Source organism: Spirulina major PCC 6313, from assembly GCF_001890765.1.
Classification (GTDB): domain Bacteria; phylum Cyanobacteriota; class Cyanobacteriia; order Cyanobacteriales; family Spirulinaceae; genus Spirulina; species Spirulina major.
This window is the reverse complement of sequence record NZ_KV878783.1, coordinates 2,512,618-2,536,587: the sequence shown is the minus strand read 5'-3', so window position 1 is coordinate 2,536,587 and position 23,970 is coordinate 2,512,618. Positions and strand designations below refer to the sequence as shown.

28 protein-coding genes are annotated in these 23,970 nt (G+C 51.4%); 12 read left to right on the top strand and 16 right to left on the bottom strand.

The window, feature by feature from the left end:
• Positions 1-349 precede the first annotated feature (349 nt).
• Both SPI6313_RS11140 and SPI6313_RS11135 read left to right on the top strand, forming a co-directional pair.
• Positions 350-808, top strand: a complete 459-nt coding sequence (locus SPI6313_RS11140) for a molybdenum cofactor biosynthesis protein MoaE (RefSeq protein ID WP_072621062.1) — start codon at positions 350-352, stop codon at positions 806-808.
• 149 nt (positions 809-957) lie between these two features.
• Positions 958-1,257 carry a (2Fe-2S) ferredoxin domain-containing protein gene (locus tag SPI6313_RS11135; RefSeq protein ID WP_072621061.1) on the top strand — a complete coding sequence of 100 codons (300 nt, stop codon included), beginning with the start codon at positions 958-960 and terminating at the stop codon, positions 1,255-1,257.
• 54 nt (positions 1,258-1,311) lie between these two features.
• Here SPI6313_RS11135 and SPI6313_RS11130 read toward each other — a convergent pair whose 3' ends face one another.
• Positions 1,312-3,087: an iron uptake porin gene (locus SPI6313_RS11130; protein WP_084668990.1), complete on the bottom strand. Its 1,776-nt coding sequence runs from the start codon at positions 3,085-3,087 to the stop codon at positions 1,312-1,314.
• Positions 3,088-3,724: 637 nt separating this feature from the next.
• Here SPI6313_RS11130 and SPI6313_RS22915 point away from each other — a divergent pair.
• Positions 3,725-4,042, top strand: coding sequence for a hypothetical protein (locus SPI6313_RS22915; RefSeq protein WP_139276615.1), 318 nt, complete (start codon positions 3,725-3,727; stop codon positions 4,040-4,042).
• 55 nt (positions 4,043-4,097) lie between these two features.
• On the opposite strand, the gene SPI6313_RS11125 is transcribed toward SPI6313_RS22915, so the two are convergent.
• The 5 genes from SPI6313_RS11125 to SPI6313_RS11105 form a co-directional block, all read right to left on the bottom strand.
• On the bottom strand, positions 4,098-5,288 hold the full coding sequence (locus SPI6313_RS11125; RefSeq protein ID WP_072621060.1) for an RNA-guided endonuclease InsQ/TnpB family protein: 1,191 nt from the start codon (positions 5,286-5,288) through the stop codon (positions 4,098-4,100).
• A 219-nt stretch (positions 5,289-5,507) separates the two neighbouring features.
• Positions 5,508-5,963, bottom strand: coding sequence for an HNH endonuclease (locus SPI6313_RS11120; RefSeq protein WP_072621059.1), 456 nt, complete (start codon positions 5,961-5,963; stop codon positions 5,508-5,510).
• A complete protein-coding gene (locus SPI6313_RS11115; protein WP_072623099.1) occupies positions 5,960-6,193 on the bottom strand; it encodes a hypothetical protein in 234 nt (77 codons plus the stop codon). Before SPI6313_RS11115 ends, SPI6313_RS11120 begins: the two co-directional genes overlap by 4 nt.
• 313 nt (positions 6,194-6,506) lie before the next feature.
• Positions 6,507-7,406 carry an Rpn family recombination-promoting nuclease/putative transposase gene (locus tag SPI6313_RS11110; RefSeq protein ID WP_072623098.1) on the bottom strand — a complete coding sequence of 300 codons (900 nt, stop codon included), beginning with the start codon at positions 7,404-7,406 and terminating at the stop codon, positions 6,507-6,509.
• An 89-nt stretch (positions 7,407-7,495) separates the two neighbouring features.
• Positions 7,496-8,422: an Rpn family recombination-promoting nuclease/putative transposase gene (locus SPI6313_RS11105; protein WP_072623097.1), complete on the bottom strand. Its 927-nt coding sequence runs from the start codon at positions 8,420-8,422 to the stop codon at positions 7,496-7,498.
• 44 nt (positions 8,423-8,466) lie between these two features.
• On the opposite strand from SPI6313_RS11105, the gene SPI6313_RS24765 reads away from it, so the two are divergent.
• From SPI6313_RS24765 to SPI6313_RS11095, 3 genes are all read left to right on the top strand, one after another.
• Entirely contained in the window at positions 8,467-8,589 is a 123-nt protein-coding gene (locus tag SPI6313_RS24765) for a hypothetical protein (RefSeq protein WP_281248388.1), read from the top strand.
• Between the two features lie 6 nt (positions 8,590-8,595).
• A complete protein-coding gene (locus tag SPI6313_RS11100) occupies positions 8,596-9,363 on the top strand; it encodes a hypothetical protein (protein WP_072621058.1) in 768 nt (255 codons plus the stop codon).
• Positions 9,364-9,466: 103 nt separating this feature from the next.
• Positions 9,467-11,119 (top strand): iron uptake porin, encoded by a 1,653-nt coding sequence (locus SPI6313_RS11095; protein WP_072621057.1) that lies wholly within the window; start codon positions 9,467-9,469, stop codon positions 11,117-11,119.
• A 268-nt stretch (positions 11,120-11,387) separates the two neighbouring features.
• Here the strand turns inward: SPI6313_RS11095 and fldA are convergent, their stop codons facing one another.
• The 5 genes from fldA to SPI6313_RS11070 all read right to left on the bottom strand — a co-directional run bounded on the left by fldA (position 11,388) and on the right by SPI6313_RS11070 (position 15,550).
• Positions 11,388-11,900, bottom strand: a complete 513-nt coding sequence (gene fldA, locus SPI6313_RS11090; RefSeq protein ID WP_072621056.1) for a flavodoxin FldA — start codon at positions 11,898-11,900, stop codon at positions 11,388-11,390.
• A 133-nt stretch (positions 11,901-12,033) separates the two neighbouring features.
• A complete protein-coding gene (locus tag SPI6313_RS11085; RefSeq protein WP_072621055.1) occupies positions 12,034-13,062 on the bottom strand; it encodes a chlorophyll a/b binding light-harvesting protein in 1,029 nt (342 codons plus the stop codon).
• 368 nt (positions 13,063-13,430) lie between these two features.
• Positions 13,431-14,798 (bottom strand): 8-oxoguanine deaminase, encoded by a 1,368-nt coding sequence (locus SPI6313_RS11080; RefSeq protein WP_072621054.1) that lies wholly within the window; start codon positions 14,796-14,798, stop codon positions 13,431-13,433.
• 75 nt (positions 14,799-14,873) lie between these two features.
• A complete protein-coding gene (locus tag SPI6313_RS11075) occupies positions 14,874-15,158 on the bottom strand; it encodes a PqqD family protein (protein ID WP_072621053.1) in 285 nt (94 codons plus the stop codon).
• Positions 15,140-15,550: a RuvC family protein gene (locus SPI6313_RS11070; protein WP_072621052.1), complete on the bottom strand. Its 411-nt coding sequence runs from the start codon at positions 15,548-15,550 to the stop codon at positions 15,140-15,142. The genes SPI6313_RS11075 and SPI6313_RS11070 overlap by 19 nt, the downstream gene beginning before the upstream one ends.
• A gap of 251 nt (positions 15,551-15,801) precedes the next feature.
• Between SPI6313_RS11070 and SPI6313_RS11065 the strand changes: the two genes are divergently transcribed.
• From SPI6313_RS11065 to SPI6313_RS11050, 4 genes are all read left to right on the top strand, one after another.
• On the top strand, positions 15,802-16,542 hold the full coding sequence (locus tag SPI6313_RS11065; RefSeq protein WP_072621051.1) for a creatininase family protein: 741 nt from the start codon (positions 15,802-15,804) through the stop codon (positions 16,540-16,542).
• 220 nt (positions 16,543-16,762) lie between these two features.
• On the top strand, positions 16,763-16,987 hold the full coding sequence (locus SPI6313_RS11060; protein ID WP_072621050.1) for a DUF2997 domain-containing protein: 225 nt from the start codon (positions 16,763-16,765) through the stop codon (positions 16,985-16,987).
• A 44-nt stretch (positions 16,988-17,031) separates the two neighbouring features.
• On the top strand, positions 17,032-17,415 hold the full coding sequence (locus SPI6313_RS11055; RefSeq protein WP_072621049.1) for a DUF1257 domain-containing protein: 384 nt from the start codon (positions 17,032-17,034) through the stop codon (positions 17,413-17,415).
• Between the two features lie 3 nt (positions 17,416-17,418).
• Complete coding sequence (locus SPI6313_RS11050) at positions 17,419-17,841, top strand: ferredoxin (RefSeq protein ID WP_072621048.1); 423 nt, start codon at positions 17,419-17,421, stop codon at positions 17,839-17,841.
• Between the two features lie 132 nt (positions 17,842-17,973).
• Here SPI6313_RS11050 and SPI6313_RS11045 read toward each other — a convergent pair whose 3' ends face one another.
• The 3 genes from SPI6313_RS11045 to pth all read right to left on the bottom strand — a co-directional run bounded on the left by SPI6313_RS11045 (position 17,974) and on the right by pth (position 20,204).
• Entirely contained in the window at positions 17,974-18,687 is a 714-nt protein-coding gene (locus SPI6313_RS11045) for a pentapeptide repeat-containing protein (RefSeq protein WP_072621047.1), read from the bottom strand.
• Positions 18,688-19,057: 370 nt separating this feature from the next.
• On the bottom strand, positions 19,058-19,513 hold the full coding sequence (locus SPI6313_RS11040) for a hypothetical protein (RefSeq protein ID WP_072621046.1): 456 nt from the start codon (positions 19,511-19,513) through the stop codon (positions 19,058-19,060).
• A 97-nt stretch (positions 19,514-19,610) separates the two neighbouring features.
• Positions 19,611-20,204, bottom strand: a complete 594-nt coding sequence (gene pth, locus SPI6313_RS11035) for an aminoacyl-tRNA hydrolase (protein ID WP_072621045.1) — start codon at positions 20,202-20,204, stop codon at positions 19,611-19,613.
• Between the two features lie 169 nt (positions 20,205-20,373).
• On the opposite strand from pth, the gene SPI6313_RS11030 reads away from it, so the two are divergent.
• On the top strand, positions 20,374-21,069 hold the full coding sequence (locus SPI6313_RS11030; protein ID WP_072621044.1) for a MotA/TolQ/ExbB proton channel family protein: 696 nt from the start codon (positions 20,374-20,376) through the stop codon (positions 21,067-21,069).
• A 20-nt stretch (positions 21,070-21,089) separates the two neighbouring features.
• Here the strand turns inward: SPI6313_RS11030 and SPI6313_RS11025 are convergent, their stop codons facing one another.
• Both SPI6313_RS11025 and SPI6313_RS11020 read right to left on the bottom strand, forming a co-directional pair.
• The gene (locus SPI6313_RS11025) at positions 21,090-21,791 is read right to left on the bottom strand and encodes a DUF3226 domain-containing protein (protein ID WP_072621043.1); all 702 of its coding nucleotides are present in this window, start codon (positions 21,789-21,791) and stop codon (positions 21,090-21,092) included.
• A gap of 10 nt (positions 21,792-21,801) precedes the next feature.
• Positions 21,802-22,893, bottom strand: coding sequence for an AAA family ATPase (locus SPI6313_RS11020; RefSeq protein WP_217650573.1), 1,092 nt, complete (start codon positions 22,891-22,893; stop codon positions 21,802-21,804).
• Positions 22,894-23,149: 256 nt separating this feature from the next.
• Between SPI6313_RS11020 and SPI6313_RS11015 the strand changes: the two genes are divergently transcribed.
• Positions 23,150-23,944 carry a Uma2 family endonuclease gene (locus tag SPI6313_RS11015; protein WP_072621042.1) on the top strand — a complete coding sequence of 265 codons (795 nt, stop codon included), beginning with the start codon at positions 23,150-23,152 and terminating at the stop codon, positions 23,942-23,944.
• The last annotated feature ends 26 nt before the right edge of the window (positions 23,945-23,970 follow it).

Here is a 23,970-nt window from a genome sequence, read left to right as displayed (position 1 = left end):
GACATTGATTCCCACTTCACCGACAGTGCCGGAGTTTACCCATCACAGTCACAGGCGGCATGGATTGAAAGCCCGGTGATGATGTAACCTCCTCAACCCGCAAGCGATGATTTTCACAACCATCAGCGGCTGAACGGAACGGGGAAGACAAGCTGTGATGTGACGGGGATTGATAAACACAAGTATTTTATCGGGTGTTTGTGAGCAAGCCGAAGGGGCTGGTCTGACGAACTGGAAGACTCAGTACGAATACTGCCATGATATTTAATTTCATTTAATTTATAGTGTGAGGGATGTTTTTAACAAAAATTTCAGGATGGTGCCTGGTTTAGTTTACCCCGTGCATGGAATGGATTGTGATCCGCGCGATCGCGTTTCTGTCACCTTTGCACCCTTGGCCTTAGAGACGGTGTACAACCAGGCGGATGATCCGGCTAGTGGGGCCGTGGTGGTGATGAGTGGCACGGTGCGATCGCAAACCGACGGCCGCCCGGTGGATTACTTAGAATATCAAGCCTATGAGCCGATGGCGATCGCCGTGTTTGCCGCCATTACCGTCACGATTCGCCAACAATGGCCCGACACCAATCGCATCATCATCCAGCACCGCACCGGCCGCCTCAGCATTGGCGATATCAGCGTCCTCGTGGCGGTCAGTTGCCCCCATCGTGGCGAAGCCTTTGCCGCCTGTCAATATGCGATCGACACCCTGAAGCACAATGCCCCCATCTGGAAAAAGGAGTACTTTGAAGACGGCAGCAGTGAATGGGTGAGCATCGGAGCCTGTGAAGCGATCGAACCCGGCTAATGCCTTGATCTTGTTGGAGTGCGAGTTTCTAGCTCGCTACCCACTAGCGCATCGTGATCTCAGTGATTGGTTTCGCATCGTGAGCCAGAGGCTCACACTACCCTTGCCAAACCATCACTGGCTGCCCTAACCTCAACTTCTGGTATCCTATGACCTCCTCACCCCGCACTCTCCTCGTTTGTCAAAACGTCAACTGCATCCGTCACAATGGCAAAGCCGTCCTCGCCGCCTTCCAAGCTGCCGATCTTCCCGATGATGTGGTGGTCGAAGCCTCGGACTGTCTCGGACAGTGCAACATGGCCCCCAATGCTCGCCTCGTTCCCGATGAGGTGTGGTATTGCCGCCTCACGCCTGAAGACGTGCCGCAAATTGTCACCGAACACCTCCACAACGGCGAACCCGTCGAAGCGAAACTTCACCCCCGCATCCATCCCCGTTTTTCAGTTTAGCGATCGCAAACCACCAAAACCTAACCCCCCCACTCTGGCCGAATTGACAACGCCTTAAAACGAGAACGTGGTGCGGAGGGCAGCGATCGCCACCGGATCATTACTGTCGTTATGACCCGGATTAAACACCACCATCATCCCCGGCGTAATCGTAATATGTTCACTCAAGCGCCACCGATAAAACGCCTCCAGGTGATACGCCGTATCCGAACGTCCCCCATTAAACGCCGTACTACCCCGCGTAAAAAAGCTTGGAATATTACCGAGCGGTTGACCATTAATATTCATATTGCTCTCGGTAATGCGCGGCGGCACACCAAAGAAAATCGCCCCTAAATTTCCCTCTCCTAACAGATCGGGAAACTGGGCCGAAATCATCCAATTATTCGTCTGGGCTGACCCGTCAAAATTCAATTGATGGGACGTTGTCCAACCAACCCAACCGCCCAAAGTAATCGCATCATTCACCGCCCAATTTGCCGTAATCCCAAACGCATTTGTTTCTAAATCAACCCCATTAATCGAGGAAACTTGTTCATCCCCCACAAAAGTATTTAAAAACCCTTGACTCGCCCCCGATTGACCATTGAGAAAATACAAGGCAATATCAGTATTACGAGTCGGAGTGACGAGAGCTTGTAACCCCAAAGTATAGGATTTACCCAGCAAACCTTGGCTCGCCACATTCGCAAATGCTGCCGAATAAACCCCCTGCAAACTCAGAATCGGCGTGGCTTGCCAATCAAACCCAATCCCGGCACTGGTTCCCCCCAATTGAATAATCGGGTTGCGTTGGGCGAAGCGCGAAATTGGCCCAAACCCTGCACTTTCGACCCGCGACGGCCCCCGGAACACGTTCACCGCATTCACCCCCGCCGGGCCCACAATCACCGCTAGGTTATCCGAAATGCGCTGGCGATAGTTGACATCACTAAATAGCACACTATTTTCGGTGTCGGATTCATAGCCCAATCGGGTGAAATTATTATTCACTAAGCCATAGTCAGCGGGTTCGGTGACGCTGGTGTTGAGGTTGCCCGCCTGCATGCCGGTGAGGAGATAGCTACCGGGCGCAAACTGAGTCAGGAAGGTGAATTGGGCATTGTAACCGAGGCTGATTTCGTCGTTCGGGTCGGCGGTATCGGTGCGGCCATCGCTGCCGATCGCGCCTGTGGTGTTGTTGCGATAGTCCACGGAGTTACCGAAGCGGCCTTGCAGCCCCATCACCACTTGCCCGTAGAGTTTCGTGGTGGTGGAGAATTGGTTATCTTCGAGGAATTGGGTGCGGCTTTCGAGGTTGTCTACTTGTGTGCCGAGTTGGGCGAGTTCGGCTTCAAATTCTTGGGAGAGGCGACGCAGGATCTCGAAGTCTTCTTGGGTCGCAAAGTTGGCGGCGGTTTCTGCGAGGAGACGCTCCATGGTTTGCAGACATGCGTTCAACCCGGCGGCGAATTCGTAGCGGCTGAGGGCGGTGTTTCCTCGGAATGTGCCGTTGGGGTAGCCTTTGAGGCAGTCATAGCGGCTGATTAGGTCGCTGAGGGCGGCGTAGGCCCAGTCGCTGGGTTGCACGTCGGAGAGTTGGTTCACTCCGGTGAGTTGGCCCATCGGTGCGGTGGAACTGAGGTCGCCAAAGGTCGGTTGCGGGGTGGGGGTGAACTGGCTCAGGTCGCGATCGCTTACCGTGCTACTGCCGAGTTCGGCGGCGGTGGTGCTGGCGGCGGGGAGTTCGGGCAGTTCGGGCAGGGCTTGGGCGGCGGTGGTGCTGGCAATGAAGGCGGTTGAACTGAGGCTAAGGGCGCGAAAGAGCGATACTAAGTTAGGGCGGGTCATATATTGTGACGCAGGAAAGGAAAGTAAGTTTAGTTTGCTTGATGTAGGGGATTAAACACCTAATCGAACTGAAACATAGCACGGTTTACCGTGTTATTACTTATGGGTTCGGCATCAACTTTCGCAGCAAAGAATTTCGGAAATTTTACCCTGTGCAGCGGAAAACAACACCGCATATACTTTTCACCGTTTGTACTTTTTACCGTTTATACTTGTGAAACATTTTGACCAATGAACCATGCAATACAAAATTCTTCTCTCTGCTGTTCTCGGCTGCGGTGTGCTCTCCCTCGGTGGGGTAACGGATGGGGCTTTGGCTCAAGTCAATGCTCTGTCCTTCAGCTCCTACAATCCGACCACGCGCGAGGTGGTTCTCACGAATAATCGGGGCGTTACTACACTTCCCTCTGCCATCGGCCCTCTCGACGGATTCTCGACATCGGGATTAAGCGTCACTTTTGCTATCAACACTGACACCGTAAACTCTTTTCCGGGGGGGGTCATATGTACGATTTGCACCTGGGCTGAGACCTTCAACGGTTTTACAACTTTATCTATATCGGGGTTTGATTCTCAGGGCCTCCCATTTACCACTCCCGCTGTCCGTTTTACGGTTCTTGTTGTGGATTCGGGAACCGTGAATTTTCCAATTCCTCCAGGGGGTGGTTTTCTTTACGATGCGAATGGAACAGGCCCCTTCCCGGTGGGGTTCAATTTTAATGCACCTCCCACCCCTACGCTTACCCCCACCCCTACGCTTACCCCCACCCCTTCGCTCAATGTACCGGAGTTGAACGCCACTCGCCTCACCCTGCCCGAACCCACCACCCAACCCGACCACCCCAACGCCCAAAACAACCCCGCCGCCAATACTGCACCGGGCGGCCAGAACCTCCGCCCTAACGGCATCCACACCCGCATCATTCCGGAATGGAGTCCCGGTTTGTACCAGTAATTAATTGTTGACACTCCCCCGTTAAATCAAAGATTATAACGGGGGATTCTTCGTTCTACGAAGCGACTTGCTCTGACAGGATTGCTCCAACCAGAGTAGAGGTCATTTCTCCCGAAGCGTTTAACGGTTTCTCTCCGTTGGTTCCGGTATGCCCTACCGTACCCATTCCTTTCTGCAAGATGTTAATCGCGGCATTGTGATCGCGATCTAGTTCACAACCACACCGACAGACATGAGTCCGAGTCGAAAGGGACTTTTTCACGATTGTCCCGCAACGAGAACAGTCTTGGCTGGTTCCATTCGGTGCAACTGCGATCGTTATTTTGCCAAACACTTGAGCAAAATATTCCAACCACAGACGAAACTGATACCAACTGGCATCATTAATCGACTTGGCTAAACAATGGTTTCGCACCATATTCTTGATTCTCAAATCTTCATAGACCACACAGTCGTTAGACTGGATGACGCATCTTGCCAATTTCACGACAAAATCTTGACGTTGCCTACTTATTTTGAGATGACGGCGACCTAACCGCTGTCTAGCTTTCCGGCGATTATTTGACCCTTTTACCCGGCGCGATACCCTCCTTTGTAAACGTTTAATGTCCTGTTCCCCCTGACGGAAAAAGCGAGGATTCTTTTCCGAGATGCCATTGGAATCGGTGTAAAACTCTTTGAGTCCCACATCTAAACCAATACTTTTCCCGGTTGCTTCAACGGATTCCTCTCGGTTAACCTTGATGCAGAATTGCACATAGTATCCGTCTGCTTTTTTCAGCAACCGAACTCGCTTGATTTGGTCTAACGAGTAAAAATGTAAATCACGGGTTCCTTTTAACTTTAACGAACCAATCCGGTTCTTATCGGTAAAGGTAATCCGCTTTCTGTTCTCGGATAGTTTCCAGCCTGACTGCTTAAACTCGACGGAACGGGTGGTCTTTTTGAATTTAGGAAATCCCTTTTTTCCCGGAATCTTTTGTTTACAGTTTTTGAAAAAACGGGTGATCGCTGACCCACACCGTTCGGCAGCAGATTGACGAGCAGTACTGTTGAGATTGGCGGCAAACGGAAACTCTTTGGCGAGGATGGCTGTGTATTTATTGAGGTCATATTTAGTGACCCCTGGATTATCTAGCCAAAATCGGAGACACTTGTTCTGGATGAACTGTGCCGTCCGAATCGCCTCATCAATGTGGGCGAGTTGCTTCGGTTTGCCGTAAGCCTTAAACTCTAATGTCAGCATGGATTCATGGTAGGAAATCGAACCGGAGAAAGCAAGTGTACTTCTTCATGGATTCGCTCTCGCTCAGATGGGGGTGAGTTCGCTTTCATCTCCCGCTAACCCTTCGGATCTAACGGGAGTCTTCCGCTCACATTTTTGATAATTTTTTGATTTTGGATTAGGACATTTACCAGCCGTGGGGAGCAAGTCGATTGGGTGGCTTGCTCTTTTTTATGGGGCTCAGCTTTCCTGAATCGGATCACCTTGCGGCGGATGAATACCCACCTGTCGCCACAATGCTCTGGCACTTTGGATTGATTCTTCGGGCGGATAGCGAGTATCGTTCAGATCCAGCCGACTGACCGTTGCTCGTCCTGATGCGCTGGTTCCCACAATCTCGATCGCGCTCTTTGTCCAAGCAAAATGTTCTGCCCAATCTTGCGTTCTCGGATTAAATAACGGCTGCACCGTTTGGGTCACCGGATCAACTCCACCCACAAAGTTATACCGACGCTCATTGCAGCGGCGACAAGCCAGAGCCAAATTTTCCAGTTCATCCAAACCGCCTAAAGAGCGAGGCAAAACATGGTCAAAGGTGAAACGATTAGCACTAATGCGTTCTGGAGAATGACAATATTCACATAGCCCTCTAGCCCGCTCACGCACCAACTGCCGGAGCACCGTATCGGTGGTCATGTCTGCGCCACCAACATAGCGTTGATGTGGGTGAAAATTCGATCCATCTCACCGATTGATTCCAACTCAAGATGCTCTTCCGGAGTCAGCACATCTGCTTTTTTTCGCTCTAATAGCTCCTCCATCCGTGTCTGTAACAGGTCATCAAACCTAAACAGCATCCACTGATCAACTGCGGTCAGCCGAATTTGGCTAATGAGTTTAGAGGGTTTAGCAAGCGTGGGCAGCATAGAACCGAAGAAAAATACGTTTTTTCTCATTGTAGAGAATGCAGCGGGATTTGCGATCGTGCTTCCTGCCAACTTTAACGATAGTTGACACCCGCATCATTCCGGAATGGAGTCCGGGGCTGTATCAGTAAATAAGTTAGGAGTTTGCCAGGTCATTCACCATAATTCTGCGGGCAGGTCGCGGGTGCGGCTTGCTCTCTTTTTTTTTGGGGCGCTGTCGGTCGGTCTACGCGATTCATAGCAACCAAAATCCAGAAAGAATGCCAACACACGATCAACTCCTCCCTATAACGTCTTCCTAATCTCGTGAGGATCAGACAGAGCGCAATTGAGCCAATTGAGCCAATTGAGCAGCCGTCAATCCCGTCGCCTGGAGAACTAAGTCTTCGTCCATCCCATTAGCCAGCAGAGCTTGAGCAATTTCGAGCTGAGTTGCGGTTCGCCCCTCTTCGCGTCCTTCTTCACGCCCATCTTCACGCCCTTCCCGACGGGCCGTATCAATGGAATTTTGTAAATCACGGTAATACTTGAGGCTGTCTTCGTAGCTGCGCACCTGCTCCGGGTTAAACTTGGCAATTTCTGCCACTTCAAACAGCTTCTCAAATATGGACTCCTGAAGTGGTGCGGGAATTTCATTAATGCGGGTGAGGTTGCGCAACACATACAGCCACTTGTCAAATCGACTGTTCAATTCATCCACCGTCTTGTTGAACTTGGGCATTTCAAGATAGATGAAGGTGAGTTTGTCATAAAACACCTTGCAGGTTTCAATGTCCGTGAGCTTCACATCGTAGCGGTATTTTTCGGGGTCATCTTGATCCGCTTCAAAAACAAAATCGAGCAGTGCGATCGCATACACCGCTTGGAGCTGATAGTTCCATTCCCCCCGTTTCGCCTGCTCTTGAATTGGAAAGCTGGTGTAATACACGGTGCGATCTTTGAAAAAATCCTGTTTGCTCTTTTGCAACTCAACAATGAACTTTTCCCCTCGTTCATTTTCACAGTAGAGGTCAAATATTGCCTTGCGATCGAGGGCAGTCGTGCCTAGTTGCTCAGTTTTGATGTAGTTGAGTGAAGTGATTTCACCCTGTTCTTCTTTGAGTAGTTCGTTCAAGAAATCGAGCAAGAGGTCTTTATTCGGTTCTTCTCCGAAGATTTTTTTAAACCCATAGTCGGTAAAGGGATTGATGTATTTTTCGGTGAACTGATACATCGCCATGGCCGAGAACGCTCTAAGATACTCTTGTTCTATTATAGGTAGAGACGCATCCGGACAAAACGTTCTTCCTAAGCTCGTGAGGATCACTCAGAGCGCAATTGAGCCAATTGAGCAGCCGTCAATCCCGTCGCCTGGAGAACTAAGTCTTCGTCCATCCCATTAGCCAGCAGAGCTTGAGCAATTTCGAGCTGGGTTGCGGTTCGCCCCTCTTCGCGCCCTTCTTCGCGTCCTTCTTCGCGTCCTTCTTCGCGCCCCTCTTCGCGCCCCTCTTCGCGCCCTTCCCGACGGGCCGTATCAATGGAATTTTGTAAATCACGGTAATATTTGAGGCTGTCTTCGTAGCTGCGCACCTGCTCCGGGTTAAACTTGGCAATTTCTGCCACTTCAAACAGCTTCTCAAATATGGACTCCTGGAGGGGTGTGGGAATTTCATTAATGCGGGTGAGGTTACGCAACACATACAGCCACTTGTCAAATCGACTGTTCAATCCATCCACCGTCTTGTTGAACTTGGGCATTTCAAGATAGATGAAGGTGAGCTTGTCGTAAAACACCTTGCAGGTTTCAATGTCCGTGAGCTTCACATCATAGCGGTATTTTTCGGGGTCATCTTGATCCGCTTCAAAAACAAAATCGAGCAGTGCGATCGCATACACCGCTTGGAGCTGATAGTTCCATTCCCCCCGTTTCGCCTGCTCTTGAATTGGAAAGCTGGTGTAATACACGGTGCGATCTTTGAAAAATACCTGTTTGCTCTTTTGCAACTCAACAATGAACTTTTCCCCTCGTTCATTTTCACAGTAGAGGTCAAATATTGCCTTGCGATCGAGGGCAGTCGTGCCTAGTTGCTCAGTTTTGATGTAGTTGAGTGAAGTGATTTCACCCTGTTCTTCTTTGAGTAGTTCGTTCAAGAAATCGAGCAAGAGGTCTTTATTCGGTTCTTCCCCGAAGATTTTTTTAAACCCATAGTCGGTAAAGGGATTGATGTATTTTTCGGTGAACTGATACATCGCCATGGCCGAGAACGCTCTCAGATACTCTTGTTCGATTATAGATGGAGACACACCCAGACCAGACGTTTATCAGTCGGGTGGCGCGGGGGGGCGATCGCGTTGATGGGCAGGGCTTGAAGGCGGACAGTGTCGAATATTATGATGGACTTAAAAATATCTTTTGAAGACCCATGCAACTTAAAAAACGTGTAACTTTATTGGCCGCTGCGATCGGCGGGCTGAGTTCTTTCTGGATTGCGAATCCTGCGACGGCACAGGTCAATGCACTGACTTATCAGGATGTGCGTGGCTTCAATACCACTGAAGTCACCCTGACGAACAGCCGGGGGATTGTGACGCTGCCGGGATTTCAATCAGCCACTGTTGTTTCGAGAGGGCAACAGGCAGCGGTTATCGGCACCGCCTCGAAATGGACGTTTGATCCGAACCAAGGGATTGATCAAGACCATGTGAGTCGACGGAATGGTGACCCGTTAGTGATTGATCGGGTTGGTAATTCTACGGATAAGCTGTATATCAGTAACTCTAACGGCAATATAGAGGTTTGGATCTTCGTTAATGGTGTTGATATTTCCGGCTGGAGTGCGTCTGGACAACCCTATACCTATACAGGAAGCTTAGATCTTTGGCTTTTTGGTGGCCAAGGGAATGTACGGATTAGCAGCAATAACACCGTGACGCTCCCTGCGGAAACAGCGGGGATTATCTCCCTAACATCTGGGGTTCCGGATGGGTTTACTCTGGTTCAACCTAGTAACGCCTCGACTGCGGGCACGTTACCGACAAACATTCCAGAACTCAACGCGGCGGATGCATTGAATCTTCAAACGACACCGAATCTGCCTGGGGTTATGGCGGCGCAAAATCAAACCACGCTGCGATCGAATGGGGTTCATACCCGGATCATGCCGGAGTGGAGTCCGGGGCTGTATCAGTAGGGTGGGGATAGACAGGTCTTACCCTCTCACTCTAGGGATTTTTCCGGGCCGGGTAGTAATTTGAGGTTTAATCAGATTAAACCTGACATACCCTGCCCCAACCATGATGCTCAAAGCCGTTGCTGTTGCCCTGCTGAGTGGGTCGATGCTGCTGAATCCGCACCTTGCCCAAGCCCAAACCCCCGCTGTCTCAAAGTTTCAAGATGTTTTTCCGGATAGCTGGGCCTACAGTGCCTTGAATCAACTGGTGCGCAATTATGACTGCTTGGCGGGGTATCCAGATGGCAGTTTTCGGGGCGATATTGCTCCGCAAGGGCAAGCCCAACGCGCTCTGTCCCGGTACGAATTTGCCGCCGCTCTCAATGCCTGCCTGCAGCAGATCGAACGGCAGTTAGCCGCCACCACAGCCGATGCGGTGCTAGCAGAAGACATGGCGGTTTTGGATCAATTGATTCGTGAGTTTAATAGGGAGTTGGCGATCGTGCGGGGTCGCGTCGATGGCATGGAAGCGCGGGTGCAGGAACTCGAAGCGAGTCAGTTTTCCACCACGACGAAGTTAAGCGGCGATGTCACCTTTGCGTTTAATGACGAATTCGGCGGTGATGCGGTGCGCAATATTACCCGCAGCACTGCCGCAATCGAAAAAGAAGCGATCATGCAGTACCGCGCCCGGATCGAATTGCTCACCAGTTTTACGGGGCGCGATCGCCTCCGCACCCGGCTCGTCGGCAGCAACAACGCCCCCGTCCTCGCCGACAGCGGCACAACCGGCGGCGACAATCCCGCTAATCTCCTCTTCAGTAACGATGGCCGCCTGGCGATGGATAGCAGCCTCGTCAATCGCAACAGCAGCAGCGTTCATATCGATCTGCTCAGTTATAGTTTTCCCCTCGGAAAACAAGCCGAGTTGAGCATTTTCGCGGCCGGGGGGTCGCACTATCGCTACGCCGACACGGTAAACCCTTATCTTGATGATGAAGACAGGGGCAGTATTGCCATCTCGCGGTTTGGGCAACGGAATCCGATCTACGGCATCGGGGGCGATGGTTCCGGGGTGGGGTTGAATGTTCGCCTTAGTGATGGGGTGCAGGTGGATTTGGGCTATCTCGCTAATCAGGCGGGGACACCGGATCGGGGCTTTGTGGATGGGAATTATTCGGTTCTGGGTCAGGTGGTGCTGGGGGGCGATCGCGCCAAACTCGGCCTCTCCTGGGTTCACGCCTACAATGCCGCCAATGAATTCCGTTTCGGTGGCAGCGGCACGGCTACGGGATCATTCGCCGCCAACCTAATCCCCCTCGCCCTCAATGCTAATGCGGGCCGCTCCTTCTCTGACACCACCCTCAATACGCCTGTGGTGAGTAATTCCTACGGCATCGAGGCCATGGTACAGCCCAGCGACTTTTTCGCCCTATCGGGGTGGGTGGGACTGACGAAAGCGCGGCTGATTGAGGTGGGAGATGGGGACATTTGGAACTATGCGATCGCCCTTTCCTTCCCCGACCTGGGCAAACCCGGCAACATGGGAATGCTGCTAGTCGGCAGTGAACCCACCCTGCGCGGCCTCGAAGTGGCGGGTTCTCGCGTCCCCCTCTTCGACACCGATAATGTCTGGCACATCGAAGCCGCCTACCGTTATCAACTCAATGACCGAATTCGGATCATTCCCGGTTTAATTTGGCTCCCCGCCCTCAATCAAAACGAGAGTAATGATGATGTGTTTATCCTCTCAATTCAAAGTCAATTTGAGTTTTAATCTGCAATTTGACTGTGCAGATTGAAATGCGAACCCGACTCAACAATAACAAGGGGCTGAACACAGGACAACAGGACAAAGCCATCTCATGAGGGAGAGGGTTGGGTGAGGGATTGCATAACTGAGATGCACCCACATTACAATCAACTGAAATAAAGTCCCTCATCTAGCATTAGAGAGGGACGGAAGGTGAAGGATCGGTGTGAGGAATTATATTAAGTTGTTACCCAGGTTTAGAGAGGTGCGATCGCACTTTTTAAATCATGAATTACACTGACCATTGACGCTTGAGTTGATTCACCCAAGACTGTAGCCGTTCTTCCGTTAAATCACTTTGGTTGTCTTCATCAATGCCCAGACCGACCAATTGTGAACCTCGTAGTGCCATTGAAGCATCAAATTCATAGCCTGCTGCGGGCCATTGACCCACCGTTTGGCCGCCTAATTTCGCAATCTTTGCTTCAAGAATACCGATCGCATCGAGGAAATTATCCCCATAGCCTACTTGATCCCCTAGACCAAAATAGGCCACCTGTTTATGACTGAAATCTAGATCATCTAGCTCACCATACAAGCCATCCCAATCACTTTGTAATTCGCCAGTATTCCAGGTGGGACAACCGATGATCAAACAATTATAATCCAGTAAATCTGATGCTTCACAGTCCGCCACATCATGGAGACGAGCCACCGCATCACCCCCTAGGAGCGTGTGAATTTGGGTTGCAATTTCTTCGGTGTTACCAGTTTGAGTGCCGTAGAATAAGCCAATTTTTGCCATGGTTTCAATTCAATTGTGATGGGTATAACGTTAATCAAGGGAATAAAAGGGGTGTGATCCTAAGCCGCATTCTTTAGGCACACCCCAGGGAGGAGAAATGGTCAAAGTATTGCCGGTTGAGTGGCTGATATTTTTATAGCTCTGTAGAACTTAGGGCTTGTTCAACTCGACGAAAATCGAATCCTAACGCTCGCAAAGCATGCCACAAATGACCCTGCAAGAAGAAAAATGCTAAGAAGAAATGGGTATTCGCTAACCACCAGCGTGAGGTGTGATGATTAAAGCCCAAATCCACGGTGTCGGCAAAATAGGGCGCGATGCCTAACTTCAATTCCAACGGTGCTCCGTAAAATTCAGGGGGATAGGCTAAGGTGTTCACCGCACAGAAATAGGCTGCGACGAACCCCGCGAGCGCAATACCGCCCAGGGAATAGGATAAAATGGCTTCACCCGAAAAGGTGAGTACCTTTTTGGCCCAGCCCATCGGTGGCACGAGAATATGCCAAATTCCGCCACCGATGAGCATCACACCGACGAAAATATGCCCGCCGACGAGGTCTTCTAAACTGTTAACCGTTGCAAAGTGGGTTTGGTAACCATAGATCACCAAGGGATCAAGGGTGGGTTGGGTCACGAGGCGCACCGTTTGTGTTGTGGCATCGTATAGACCGCCCCAGGACATCGCTTTGCCGACGAGCAGCAGCGCCCCTGCACCGAGGAAAAGAAGGTGATGCCCCAAAATCATTCCCAGTTGGGCGGGGTTATCCCAACTAAAGTTAAATGTTTTGGCTCGGCCTTCAGCGGTGGTTAAATCCGGGGGGGCTTTGAGCACATGAAACAGGGCCCCCGCCGCAAGAACAGCGGAGGAAATCAGGTGCAGTGCCCCAATCACAAAATAGGGATAAGGGTCGGTTACTATACCGCCTTCTCCTAAACCCCAGCCCAAGGTTGCCAAGTGGGGCAGCAAAATCACGTTTTGCTCTCCCATCGGCAGGGTGGGATCAAAAAAAGACAGTTCAAATAGGGTGAAGGCTCCCGCCCAGAAGGTGGTCAGGGCGGCTTGCCCCATGTGGGCGGCAATAAACAGCCCGGACTGGTCAGCGAAGCGGGCATTTCCTGCCCACCAGCCATAGTTTACGTTTGGGTTGTCGTAGGTTTGCATTGCGTCATTATCGAGATGGTTTTGGTTGTTTAATGCGAACTACTCTCAATTAGCTCGCCATTGCTAGTTTAGAATTATTCTCAATAAATTCAAGTTAAGTTTTATTAAGGGCGGCGATCGCACCGCCAGCATCGGAGTGAACAAGTTTACTTAAACCCTGTGAAATCAATGAATTCACAGGGCATCCCCAAGACCATTGCCATTGTCCGGATCGGGTTTTGAGGGTGGTGCTGACGATCGCAGCGTATTAAATTAATTCACTAATAATAATAAGTTGCAGTAACTAATGCACGGATCAGCCCCCTAAATTTAGCCGCGACGACTGGGGGGTCAACGGAGCGACTGCGCGATCGCTAATCCCATTGCACCTATGCGCCATCGACGAGCGATCGCGCCACTTGGTTATGGCGTTCAATCAGGTGGGGTAATTCCAGCGGTAAAAACTGGCCATTTTCGACGACGTGGCGGCCGTGGATGAAACTGTGATCCACTTGGTTCACTTGACAGAACACCACCCCAGCAACGGGATCATGGTGCGCTCCAGCGAGGGCCAATTGATCGAGGTTAAAACTGATAAAATCTGCGGCCATGCCGGGTGCGATCGCACCGATATCATCCCGACCCAAAACCCTTGCCCCGCCAATGGTGGCCAACTCCAAGGCCTGCCGCGCTGTCATCGCTGCGGCATTTTCTTCCCGGAGCCGCGCCATTAGCATCGCTTGTCGCGCCTCGTTGAGCAGATTTGAGCCATCATTGGAAGCCGAGCCATCCACCCCTAAGCCCACCGGGACATTGTGGGCGAGCATTTTCCGGATCGGAGCCATGCCGCTGGCCAGGCGCATATTACTACAGGGACAATGGGCGACCCCCGTACCGGTGCGCCCAAATTCGGCGATCGCATCATCATCGAGCTTCACACAATGGGCGTGCCACACATCATCACCGAGCCACCCCACCGACGCGGCAAATTCCCCCGGTGTCATCTTGAACATTTCGCGGCTATAGGTGACATCGGCGTGATTTTCGGCGAGGTGGGTATGGAGGCGGACACCGGGATGCGATCGCGCCAACGCCGCCGACTCCCGCAACAAGTCCGGCGACACTGAAAAGGGCGAACAAGGCGCAAGGGTGATCCGCAGCATGGCATGGCGGCGGTTGTCGTGGTAGGTTTCGATCAACCGCTGACTATCAGCTAAAATCGCCGCCTCCGATGCTTCCACAAACTCATCCGGTGGCAAGCCCCCCTTACTTTTGCCGATGCTCATACTGCCCCGGCTAGCGTGGAACCGCAGCCCTGTGGCTTCGATCGCTTCGATTTCGTCATCGAGGCGCGACCCGTTGGGAAAAACGTAAAGATGGTCGCTGGCGGTGGTGCAGCCGGAGAGGATCAATTCGGCGGCGGCGAGTTGGGCACTGGTGGCGATCGCCTGCGGGGTTAAATTTCCCCACACCCCATAGAGAGCTTCGAGCCAATGAAACAGCGAACAATTCTGGGCGGCAGGAATCACCCGTGTGAGGGTTTGGTAAAAGTGGTGATGAGTATTGACGAAACCGGGTAAGACAATGTGGCGATCGCCCAGATCCAACACACGATCCGCCACATCCGGTAGCTCTGCCGTCGTTCCCACCTGGTCAATGACATGATCGCGCAGGAACATCGCCCCGTTACGAATTTCGCGGCGATCGCCGTCCATCGTCACCAGGGTATGAATATTTTTAACAAGCAACGTGCCCATGGCTCGCACCAGAATCACAATTTAGCCAGAATACCAGAGCTATCCCCCCAGCCATGGCGTGATCATCCTTGCCCCTTAGTCATTCACAATAACGAGACCGTTTTGGGTCAGTTGAAGGACGAATTGGAGCAGATCATGGGTGAGTTGTGCGGATTCGACGTTGTATTCCGTGAGCAAAATATCGTGGGCGGCTTGGATCGACTCGGCTTGGTCGAGGACGGCGATCATCCGGGTTCCGATATCGTCTAAGCCAAAATATTCTTCGCTTTTGAGGTTGAGGAGGACGGATTCTCCGGCGAGTTCTTGAATCAGGACATCCGGGGAGAGCTTGATATTGCTCGTTAGTGAGGGGTGGGACATAGGGTGCTTAGATAACGTTCGATCAGGAGGATGGCGACAATGTCATCCACGGGGCGCGGGGGGGTGCGGAGGCCTTGGGGGATGAGGCGGGCGAGACCTTTGGGGGGGAACATTTGCCAGTAGCGATCGCGGGCTTCGAGAGTGCTGTTGCGTTCATCCACGGGGGCAAGGGTGACGGAATCGGCAAACCAGAGGCGGAGTTTGGCTGTCCACAGTTTGGAGGTGGTTTGATTGCCGATGACGAGCGTTGTAATCTCATAGTCGGTTTGGAGTTGGCGCAGGATTAATTCCACGCCCTCCGAGGTGACCACCTGATGGGAGACTAAACGCCCCCTGTCATCAGTGAGGGCAATACCGCATTTATCCCGTCCGGGGTCGAAGCCTAGAATCATAGCCGTAGCTTGAATGGTGGGTGAATGGTGGGGTGAAAATAACGCCACTGTACTGCCATTGTACTGTGGGATCACGGTGTTGCTGGTGGAGGTAAGCGGGCGATCGCCCCCGAAAATCCTGACATCTCATCACCCCGGCAAACCTCACCCCCACCAGCCCAAGCCTCGGACAAGGTGTCTATTTGTTACGCTAAAGCTAACAAAACGTAACGCCTGAATTTAAATCCCCCTATCTTTTCTGAGTTTGCTTCATGCTTCTTCATCTCAGCACCTGGCCCGAAGTTGAAACCTATCTCAACACCTCCAAGGGCATCATCATCCCCATCGGCTCCACGGAACAGCACGGCCCCACGGGCTTAATCGGCACGGATGCGATCTGCGCTGAAGCGATCGCCAAAGGAGTCGGTGCAGCCACCCACGCCCTCGTCGGCCCAACGATTAACGTGGGCATGGCCCTGCACCATACCGCCTTTCCCGGCTCCATGAGCCTGCGACCCAGCACCCTAATTTTAGTGATTCGGGATTCCCTCACCGCCCTCGCCAAAGCCGGATTCCGCCGCTTTTTCTTCCTCAACGGCCACGGCGGCAACATCGCCACCCTCAAAGCCGCCTTCGCTGAAACCTACGATGCCCTTGACCCTCTCACCGAAGGCGATCCTTTGCGCTGCACCGTGGGCAATTGGTTCATGAGTCGTTCCGTTTACACCCTCGCCAAAGAACTCTACGGCGATCAAGAAGGCTCCCACGCCACCCCCAGCGAAGTCGCCCTCACTCAATATGTTTATCCGGAGGCGATCAAAACCGCCCCCCTCAGTCCCACGGTCAATTCTGGCCATCCCATCTACGGCGCGGCAGAATTTCGCCGCAATTACCCCGATGGCCGGATGGGATCAAACCCAGCCCTAGCGACACCGGAGCATGGCCAACGGCTCTATGAGGCGGCGGTGAAGGATCTCAGCAAAAGTTACCTCGAATTTCTGGGTCGTGATTAGCGCGTGATTAGCGCGTGATTAGCGATCGCGGTCTGAACCTTGACGGAATTTGGAAACTGGCTAACAATTCAGAGTAGGGACACCCCCTAATCCTAAATTTTGTTAAGATTTGAAAACTATAAACCCACCTTCTGATGCTAAGTGAGTTAGATCCTAAAGGAAGCAGGATTACTTTCCTAGCGGTGAGTGATGTAGTTCTACTAAGAGGATCGTCCGAGCCATGAGCATGGAAACATTAGAATTCATCATCTATCCTGATGGCCGTGTCCAAGAAACGGTCACCGGCATCATTGGCCGTTCATGCCAAGAGGTCACCGCTGCGATCGAAGCTCAATTGGGTCGGGTGGTGGCCACTGAGCCAACGTCTGACTATTACGCGCAGCCGGAACAGCAGTCCCAAACCGCTCAAAATCAGCAACTCGATTGGGATAGCTGGTCTGCTTAATGTTTTTGTACTTTATCCACTTTTTGATTTAGGTTTAGCCCACTATGTCCCATTTCAGCACTGTCAAAACTCAAATCCGGAACTTAACGTCTTTGAAATCTGCCCTCAGTGACATGGGGATTGATTGGAAAGATGGGCCGAGTGCCGTGCGTGGTTACCAAGGCCAAACCCATACCGCTGATGTTGTGGTTGAGCAAGACAATCACTACGACATCGGCTTTAGCTGGAATGGGCAAGCCTATGAGATGGTGGCGGATCTGCAATATTGGCAGCAACCCTTGTCGGTGGATGGCTTTGTGCAGCGGGTGACGCAGCGTTACGCCTATCACACGGTGTTAACCGAGACCCAAAAGCAAGGCTTCCAAATTACGGAAGAGAATAAAAATCAAGATGGTTCGATCCGTCTTGTGGTTCAACGCTGGAGCTAAGGAATGACCGAATTTGACGCATATCCAGACCAAACAGGTTTAGAACCGGAACTGGGGGGCATTTTCCGGGATGCCCCGGAGCGCAGCGGTTTTGAGCCGGAGTTGGGGGGGGATGTGCGCCAAAAGGGGGTCTATGTGGATGAGATCACCTGTATTGGCTGTAAGCATTGTGCCCATACTGCGCCCAATACGTTTTATATTGAGCCGGATTATGGCCGGGCGCGGGCCATCCGCCAGGATGGTGATCCGGAGGCACTGGTGACGGAGGCGATGGATACTTGTCCGGTGAATTGTATTCATTGGGTGGACTATACGGAGCTGAAGCACCTGGAGCAGGAACGGCAATATCAGGTGATTCCGATCGCTGGCTTTCCGGTGGATGCGGCCCATAGTCAGCGCAAGAAGCGCGATCGCAAAAAAAAGTAGCCCCCGCATTGAAACAGCATTGAATTTCCAAGCACAAGTAAGGAGAGGTCAACACCTCTCCTTGCTTGTCTGTGAGTTTAATTGTCTGTGATGCTGTCGGGTGAGGAGCGATCGCACAAGTAATCAACAAACCTAGCTCACCACTAATTGCCCTTCCGTGGTTAATCCAATCGTGCCATCTAATTTGGTATTTTCTAATTGTGTCCCGATTAAGTTCGCCCCAATCAAATACGCCCCAATCAGCAAGGCACTCGACATATTGGTATTGAGCAGATTGGCGTTGGAGAGGTTGGCATCGGTCAAGTTTGCACCCACCAAATTAGCATCGCTCAGATCCGCTCGTACCAGCTTCGCCTCGCTGAGGTCAGTGCTTAAGAGCTTCGCCGCGACGAGATTAGCCGTGCTTAAGTTGGCCCCGCCTAAATCGGCACTGCTGAGATTAGCACTGTTGAGTTTAGCCCCGATTAAGTTCGCACCAACGAGCTTGACCGCCCGCAGATTCGCTTCGCTGAGGGTGGCATTCACCAACATGGCAAAGGTTAAATCTGTCCCACTGAGGTTGGTTCCGTTCAGGTTAGCATCGAAGAGGTTAATTCCTTTGGCATCCGCGCCCCGAATATTGGCACGGGTGAGATCCGTTTTAACGAAGTTCGCGTAGCTAAGATCTGCACCGCTGAGGTTGGCACCACTGAGGTTTGCTCCGCTGAGGTTGGTGCAATAGAGGCTTGCACCGCTTAAGTCTGCACCGCTGAGGTCAAAGTTGCTCAGATTTGCGTGGCTGAGGTCGCCACCTTGACATTTTTTTGTCTCTAGGAGTCTTTCGATATCTCCGGTGTTGTCAACCATAGGATGTCGTGGGTGGGGTTAAAAAGTCACAAAGCATTCTATCAGTACCTGCCACGAGTTGCCAGTTAATTCTAAGCTTTCCTGGCATTTTGGTCACTGCTTATACAAAACGTTCTAATGTTGACCTAGCCTTCGTTTGCTCCTCCTTTGATCAAAGCAACGAGCTAGAAGCTCGCGCTACAGAGAATTCTAAGAGTGTGAGCCTCTGGCTCACTGATACCAACTCCCGTTTAGCAACGGGAGGTTGGTATCAGTGGTGGATTTTAGAGAGGCGATCGCACCCTCAGCCGCAATCACTTCAGCAGAACAATGCGATCGCCATTTTTTCAAGCCGATTGGCGTTTTAGCCCGATTCAGATCCAGTGTCGCCCTAGATACTATCAAGAATCGCTTGAAAGGCCGCTTTGATCTCCTGCGTCACTTGCTCGGTGGGTGCGCCTTGGGTGGCGGCACGCAGGGCACGGGCAAAGGCGGCGACACCGTTGGGCGCACTGTCGTTGGTGGCGATGCGCTCAAATTCATTGACCACCGATTCTGTCACCATCCCTGTGACACCGGGTGGCACTTCGACCGCTTCACCGCTGAGGGCTTGCTCTAGGCCACTACTAAAAATCGTCACTAACGCGCTACGCAGTTCGGGGCTGAGGGCGGGACGGGCGGCGGGTGCTTCTAAAACGATGGGTTCTGAGGTGGCCGGTGGGGGGACGGGGATTTCGACAGCTTCGGCGTTGGGGTCAAAGCGGGGCAGGGTGTCATCGGCATGGGCGGGAGCGGCGGCGATCGCCATCAAACCCGAAAGAAGGACAGCAGCGGCAGAATAACGCATAGGTCAACTCGAATAGGGTGAACTAGGGTGAGGGATTTAGTGCTATAGATCAGCGATCGCGCCCCTTTGTTCCCTTTTGCCCCGCGAGCCTTGCGGTCTAAAGCTCAGCTTGGCGCGGGTTATAGAGACTCATCGCCTTTTCTAATCCCTGTTTTAACCCAACGGTCACCGCATCGGTGGCTAAATTGAGCACTTCTTTAATAATCGGGGTTTCTTGGGGGGTGAAGCGACCCAAAACATGGGAAATCGTCTCTTTTTCGGGGCCAGAGCCGCCAATCCCCAACCGGAGCCGAGGAAAGTCTTGGGTTCCGAGATGGGCGATCGCGGACTTCATCCCATTATGTCCCCCCGCCGACCCCGACAAGCGCAGCCGCAATCGTCCCACGGGTAAATCCATATCGTCATAGACCGTCAGCACCGATTCCGGTGGGAGCTTGTACCAATCCAACGCCGCCCGGATCGATTCCCCGGAACGGTTCATGTAGGTGGTGGGTTTGAGGAGATACATTTTCTCACCAGTGGGGCCGCGTCCGGTGGCGCAATAGCCCTTAAATCGGCGGTTCTCCTGCCAGGGCATCGCCCACCGCTGGGCCAGTTGATCCACACAGTCAAACCCGATGTTGTGGCGGGTGCGATCGTATTTGGGGCCCGGATTGCCGAGGCCGACGATGAGTTGAACAGGAACAGGCATGGGACAAAAAAGGGGGTGCGATCGCTCACTGTAGCGAATTTAGTCCAGTTTGGCGAGACGGTTAAGAATCACCTGACTGAGTCGGCAACGCGGGGCCCACGCAGGGAAAAATGTTTGTTTTTGCGCGAGAAAACTCTGTACCATTGGGACAACGCTCAGGCAATTCAGGATGTTAGCGACTACGTTTAATACTATCGTGACCATTGGTGGCATTACGATTTTGCCCCTGTTGCTGCTGTCGATGGTGGCTGTGGTGTTGATTGGCGAGCGCCTCTGGTTTTGGTGGCGCATTCATCAGCAGCAGCGGCGGTTTATGTTGACCGTTTTGGGGGCCTATCGCGAAGATCCCCAAGGGGCGATCGCCTATCTCAAAGGCAAACCCACCCTTCCCATTGCCCGCATCTTCCTCAACGCCCTGATCCTCCCCCAGCCCACCCCCGAAGAATTTTGCCTCGCCCTCGAAACCGCCGCCCAAGCCGAAATGCCCCTGCTCAAACGCTTTAACACCGTCTTTGAAACCATCATCACCGTCTCCCCCCTCCTCGGACTGTTGGGGACAATCCTGGGACTGATGCGCACCTTTGTGAATCTCAACCTCGGCGCTCAAACGATGCTCCAAACCGCAGGAGTGACGCGGGGCATTGCCGAAGCCCTGATCTCCACCGCTGCCGGACTCACCCTCGCCATTCTCACTCTCCTCTTCGCCAACCTTTTTCGTGGCCTGGCCCGACGGCAATTTTCCCTGATCCAAACCGCAGGCGGCCAACTCGAACTCCTCTACCGCCGCAACTACCGCCAGCCCACCTATTCCCCAAAACCCACACAGCCCTACCCAGATGAATCCTCTGATGCTGCTGAGTCTTAGCGATCGCGCTGCCTCATCATCTACCCATCAAAGAGACTCAAAAAAGACTTGAGATTAGCTAAAATCGGATGCTCTAAGTTCAAGATACGCGATCCTTTTTTCTTTAAAACAGTCTCGAAATGTTTCATCGAACATTTCCGCTCTGCTTGCTTACGATCTTGCTTAGAGCAAGTATCGTATCGCAAATAAATAGACCACCAAAACTTATCAAACTCTTTGTCTGCGATCGCTTGCCCGGATTGCCCCACACAATCCCGCCAAAACTCTAAACAATCGGCATGGGGCGACGATTGGGCTTTGATTGTCTTGAGGAGCGTTTCTAATTCACCGTGTTGATTGACATTGGTAAAATAGCAGCCTAACTCAAAGGTGATTTTTTCATTAATTCCCATTTCAACCAGTTCACAGGATTGAGTGAGGCGTTGCGATGGGGTAAACACAGCCTCTAAACAGCGATTAACAAATTCAATCCGCTCTTGTTCTGAATAATTATCTTGATCGATGATGATTCCAATTTTTTGAATGTCTCGCTTTTGCAGACTCGCGGCCAAGTCTTTCAAGGTTTGAATTAGTTTTTGTTCGTTCAAACCATTCAAGCATTCATAGTCATCATCACCAATACAGATCGGAGCTTCGACATCAATTTTATAATTGAGGTATTCGATGAGATATTGTAGAAAATATTGATCGTTTTTACTTTCAACGATAAGAATATTAGTCATTGCTCAAGAGCTACTCCCCTCGAATGGGCTTGCCACGTTCTAGGGCATAGTCTAGGGTTTCAATATCTCGATTAATCGCGACAATTTGATTATCTCTTGGACTCCGTGCGAGTTCAAAATAAGCCCCATCCCCCGGATGATCATGGCCAGCCCGCGCAAAGGCTTTAATCATCTCTAAACTATGGGTCGTCGCAAAAATCATCGTATCTAGTTCATTGGCCAAATTAAACAAAGCATTCCAAAACTCTTGCTGGCTACTGTAATGAATCCCATTCTCAATCTCATCAATCAGCAAAACATTATGCTGTCTATCTAGCAATTCAAGAGTAATAGAAACGACACGATTAACAGCATCACCAAACAAAGAGATAGGTAGTCTTTGCTGATTTTTGCGAGTCAGATATAGTGTTGGCTCGTCCATAGAAAATGTTTCGGCATTTTCGATGGATGGATCGAGAATTTGCAGTATCTTTAAAACATCATTGCTTCGGTCATGAAATCTAATCAAATCATAGTGTTGTGCAATAACTCGATTGCTTACTCCAAAAGAAGTATTGATTTTGGGTTGCAATCTATCAGAAGCAGTAGGCGAAAATATTTTTTTTGAATTTGCATTGATACTAGAATTTATATCTTCTGCACCGTCTACCTTTAATCTTATTTTTAGAACTGATTCTGTGTAATCTTGAAATAGTTGATTTTCTATTTCATACTCAGAATCCCGAAAAAGACTTTGCTGAATATAGAGAGCATTAGAGATATTGACATTTCTTTTTTTGTTTTGCCACCCAACTCCTTGGATTTCAATATCTTGGGTAGCATTACGGTTATAAAAAAATGTATCCCACACTGATTTGAGGATGTTTTTTTTAGAATATATCGCTTCCTTTCTAAGCTTTTTGAGTTCGATAATGGATTGAGGGGTTGGGTAAAAGTAGAGGAGGAGGGCTTCGAGGAGGGCGGTTTTTCCGGCGTTGTTTTTGCCGCCGATGAGGTTGACTCGTTTGAAGCCTTGAACGTCGAGATTTTCAAAGCAACGGAAATTTTTAATGCTAAGGGATTCAAGCATCGTGATTGTTTCTAGATTATGCGGAGTCTTCATCTCTGCTGTTTACTGTAGGATATTTTTGACCGATCTGTGAGGGAGGAGAGCGATCGCACCTCTTGATCGGTCAGGGATTTCACTGCTCCTCTTTGCCAACCTCTACCGCCGCAACTACCGCCAGCCCACCTATTCCCCCACCGCAGATCCCCCCCATCGGACTACGGCTAGGCCCTCTAAGTGGGTGTGATTTTGCCGATCGCCCCCAAACCGTCACGTTATAATCGAGCAGAACAAATCAACTGGAGTGAACCCCATGACTCCGCCGATTCCATCTACGCCTCAAACCAACACATCCGATAGTTGGGTTCCTTCACTCCCCCCCACTGACCTCGTTTTTGATGATGGAGTCCCCTTGGAAAGTAATCGTCACCGTCTCGCGATGAACCTGCTCATCGATTCTGTTTATGCTGCCCTCGCCCCCCGTGAAGATTTTTATGCGAGTGGCAATATGTTTGTGTATTACAGTTTGGAACAGATTAAGAATCGTGATTTTCGCGGCCCTGATTTTTTTGTGGCGCTCAATGTAGACGGGCAAAAAGAGCGTCAAGGCTGGGTCGTCTGGGCAGAAGACGGTAAGTATCCCGATGTGATTGTGGAGTTAATGTCACCCTCCACCGCAGCAGTTGACCTCACCACTAAAAAAGAGATTTACGAGCAGCGATTTAGTACCAGCCATTATTTTGTCTTTGACCCATTTAACGCAACCTCGCTGCTGGGTTGGGAGCGGCGTGGCAATGTATTTGTGGCCTTACAACCCAATGAAACGGGGTGGCTTTGGTGTGAAGCTTTAGGGTTGTGGTTGGGAACTTGGTACGGTTCAGTGTTGCAAGAGACGACCCATTGGCTGCGGTTTTACTTCCCCAATGAGCAGTTGGTTTTGTTGCCGCGAGAGCAGGAACGGCAGCGGGCAGAACAAGAACGACAACGGGCCGAGCAGGCAGAAGCACGGGAGCAACAAGAGCGGCTACGGGCAGATCAAGCCGAGGCAAAACAAGCGGCGTTACGGGCCAAGTTGCGGGAATTGGGTGTTGATCCAGAGACGCTTTGAGAGCGATCGCAGCCCAGCCCTTGGGC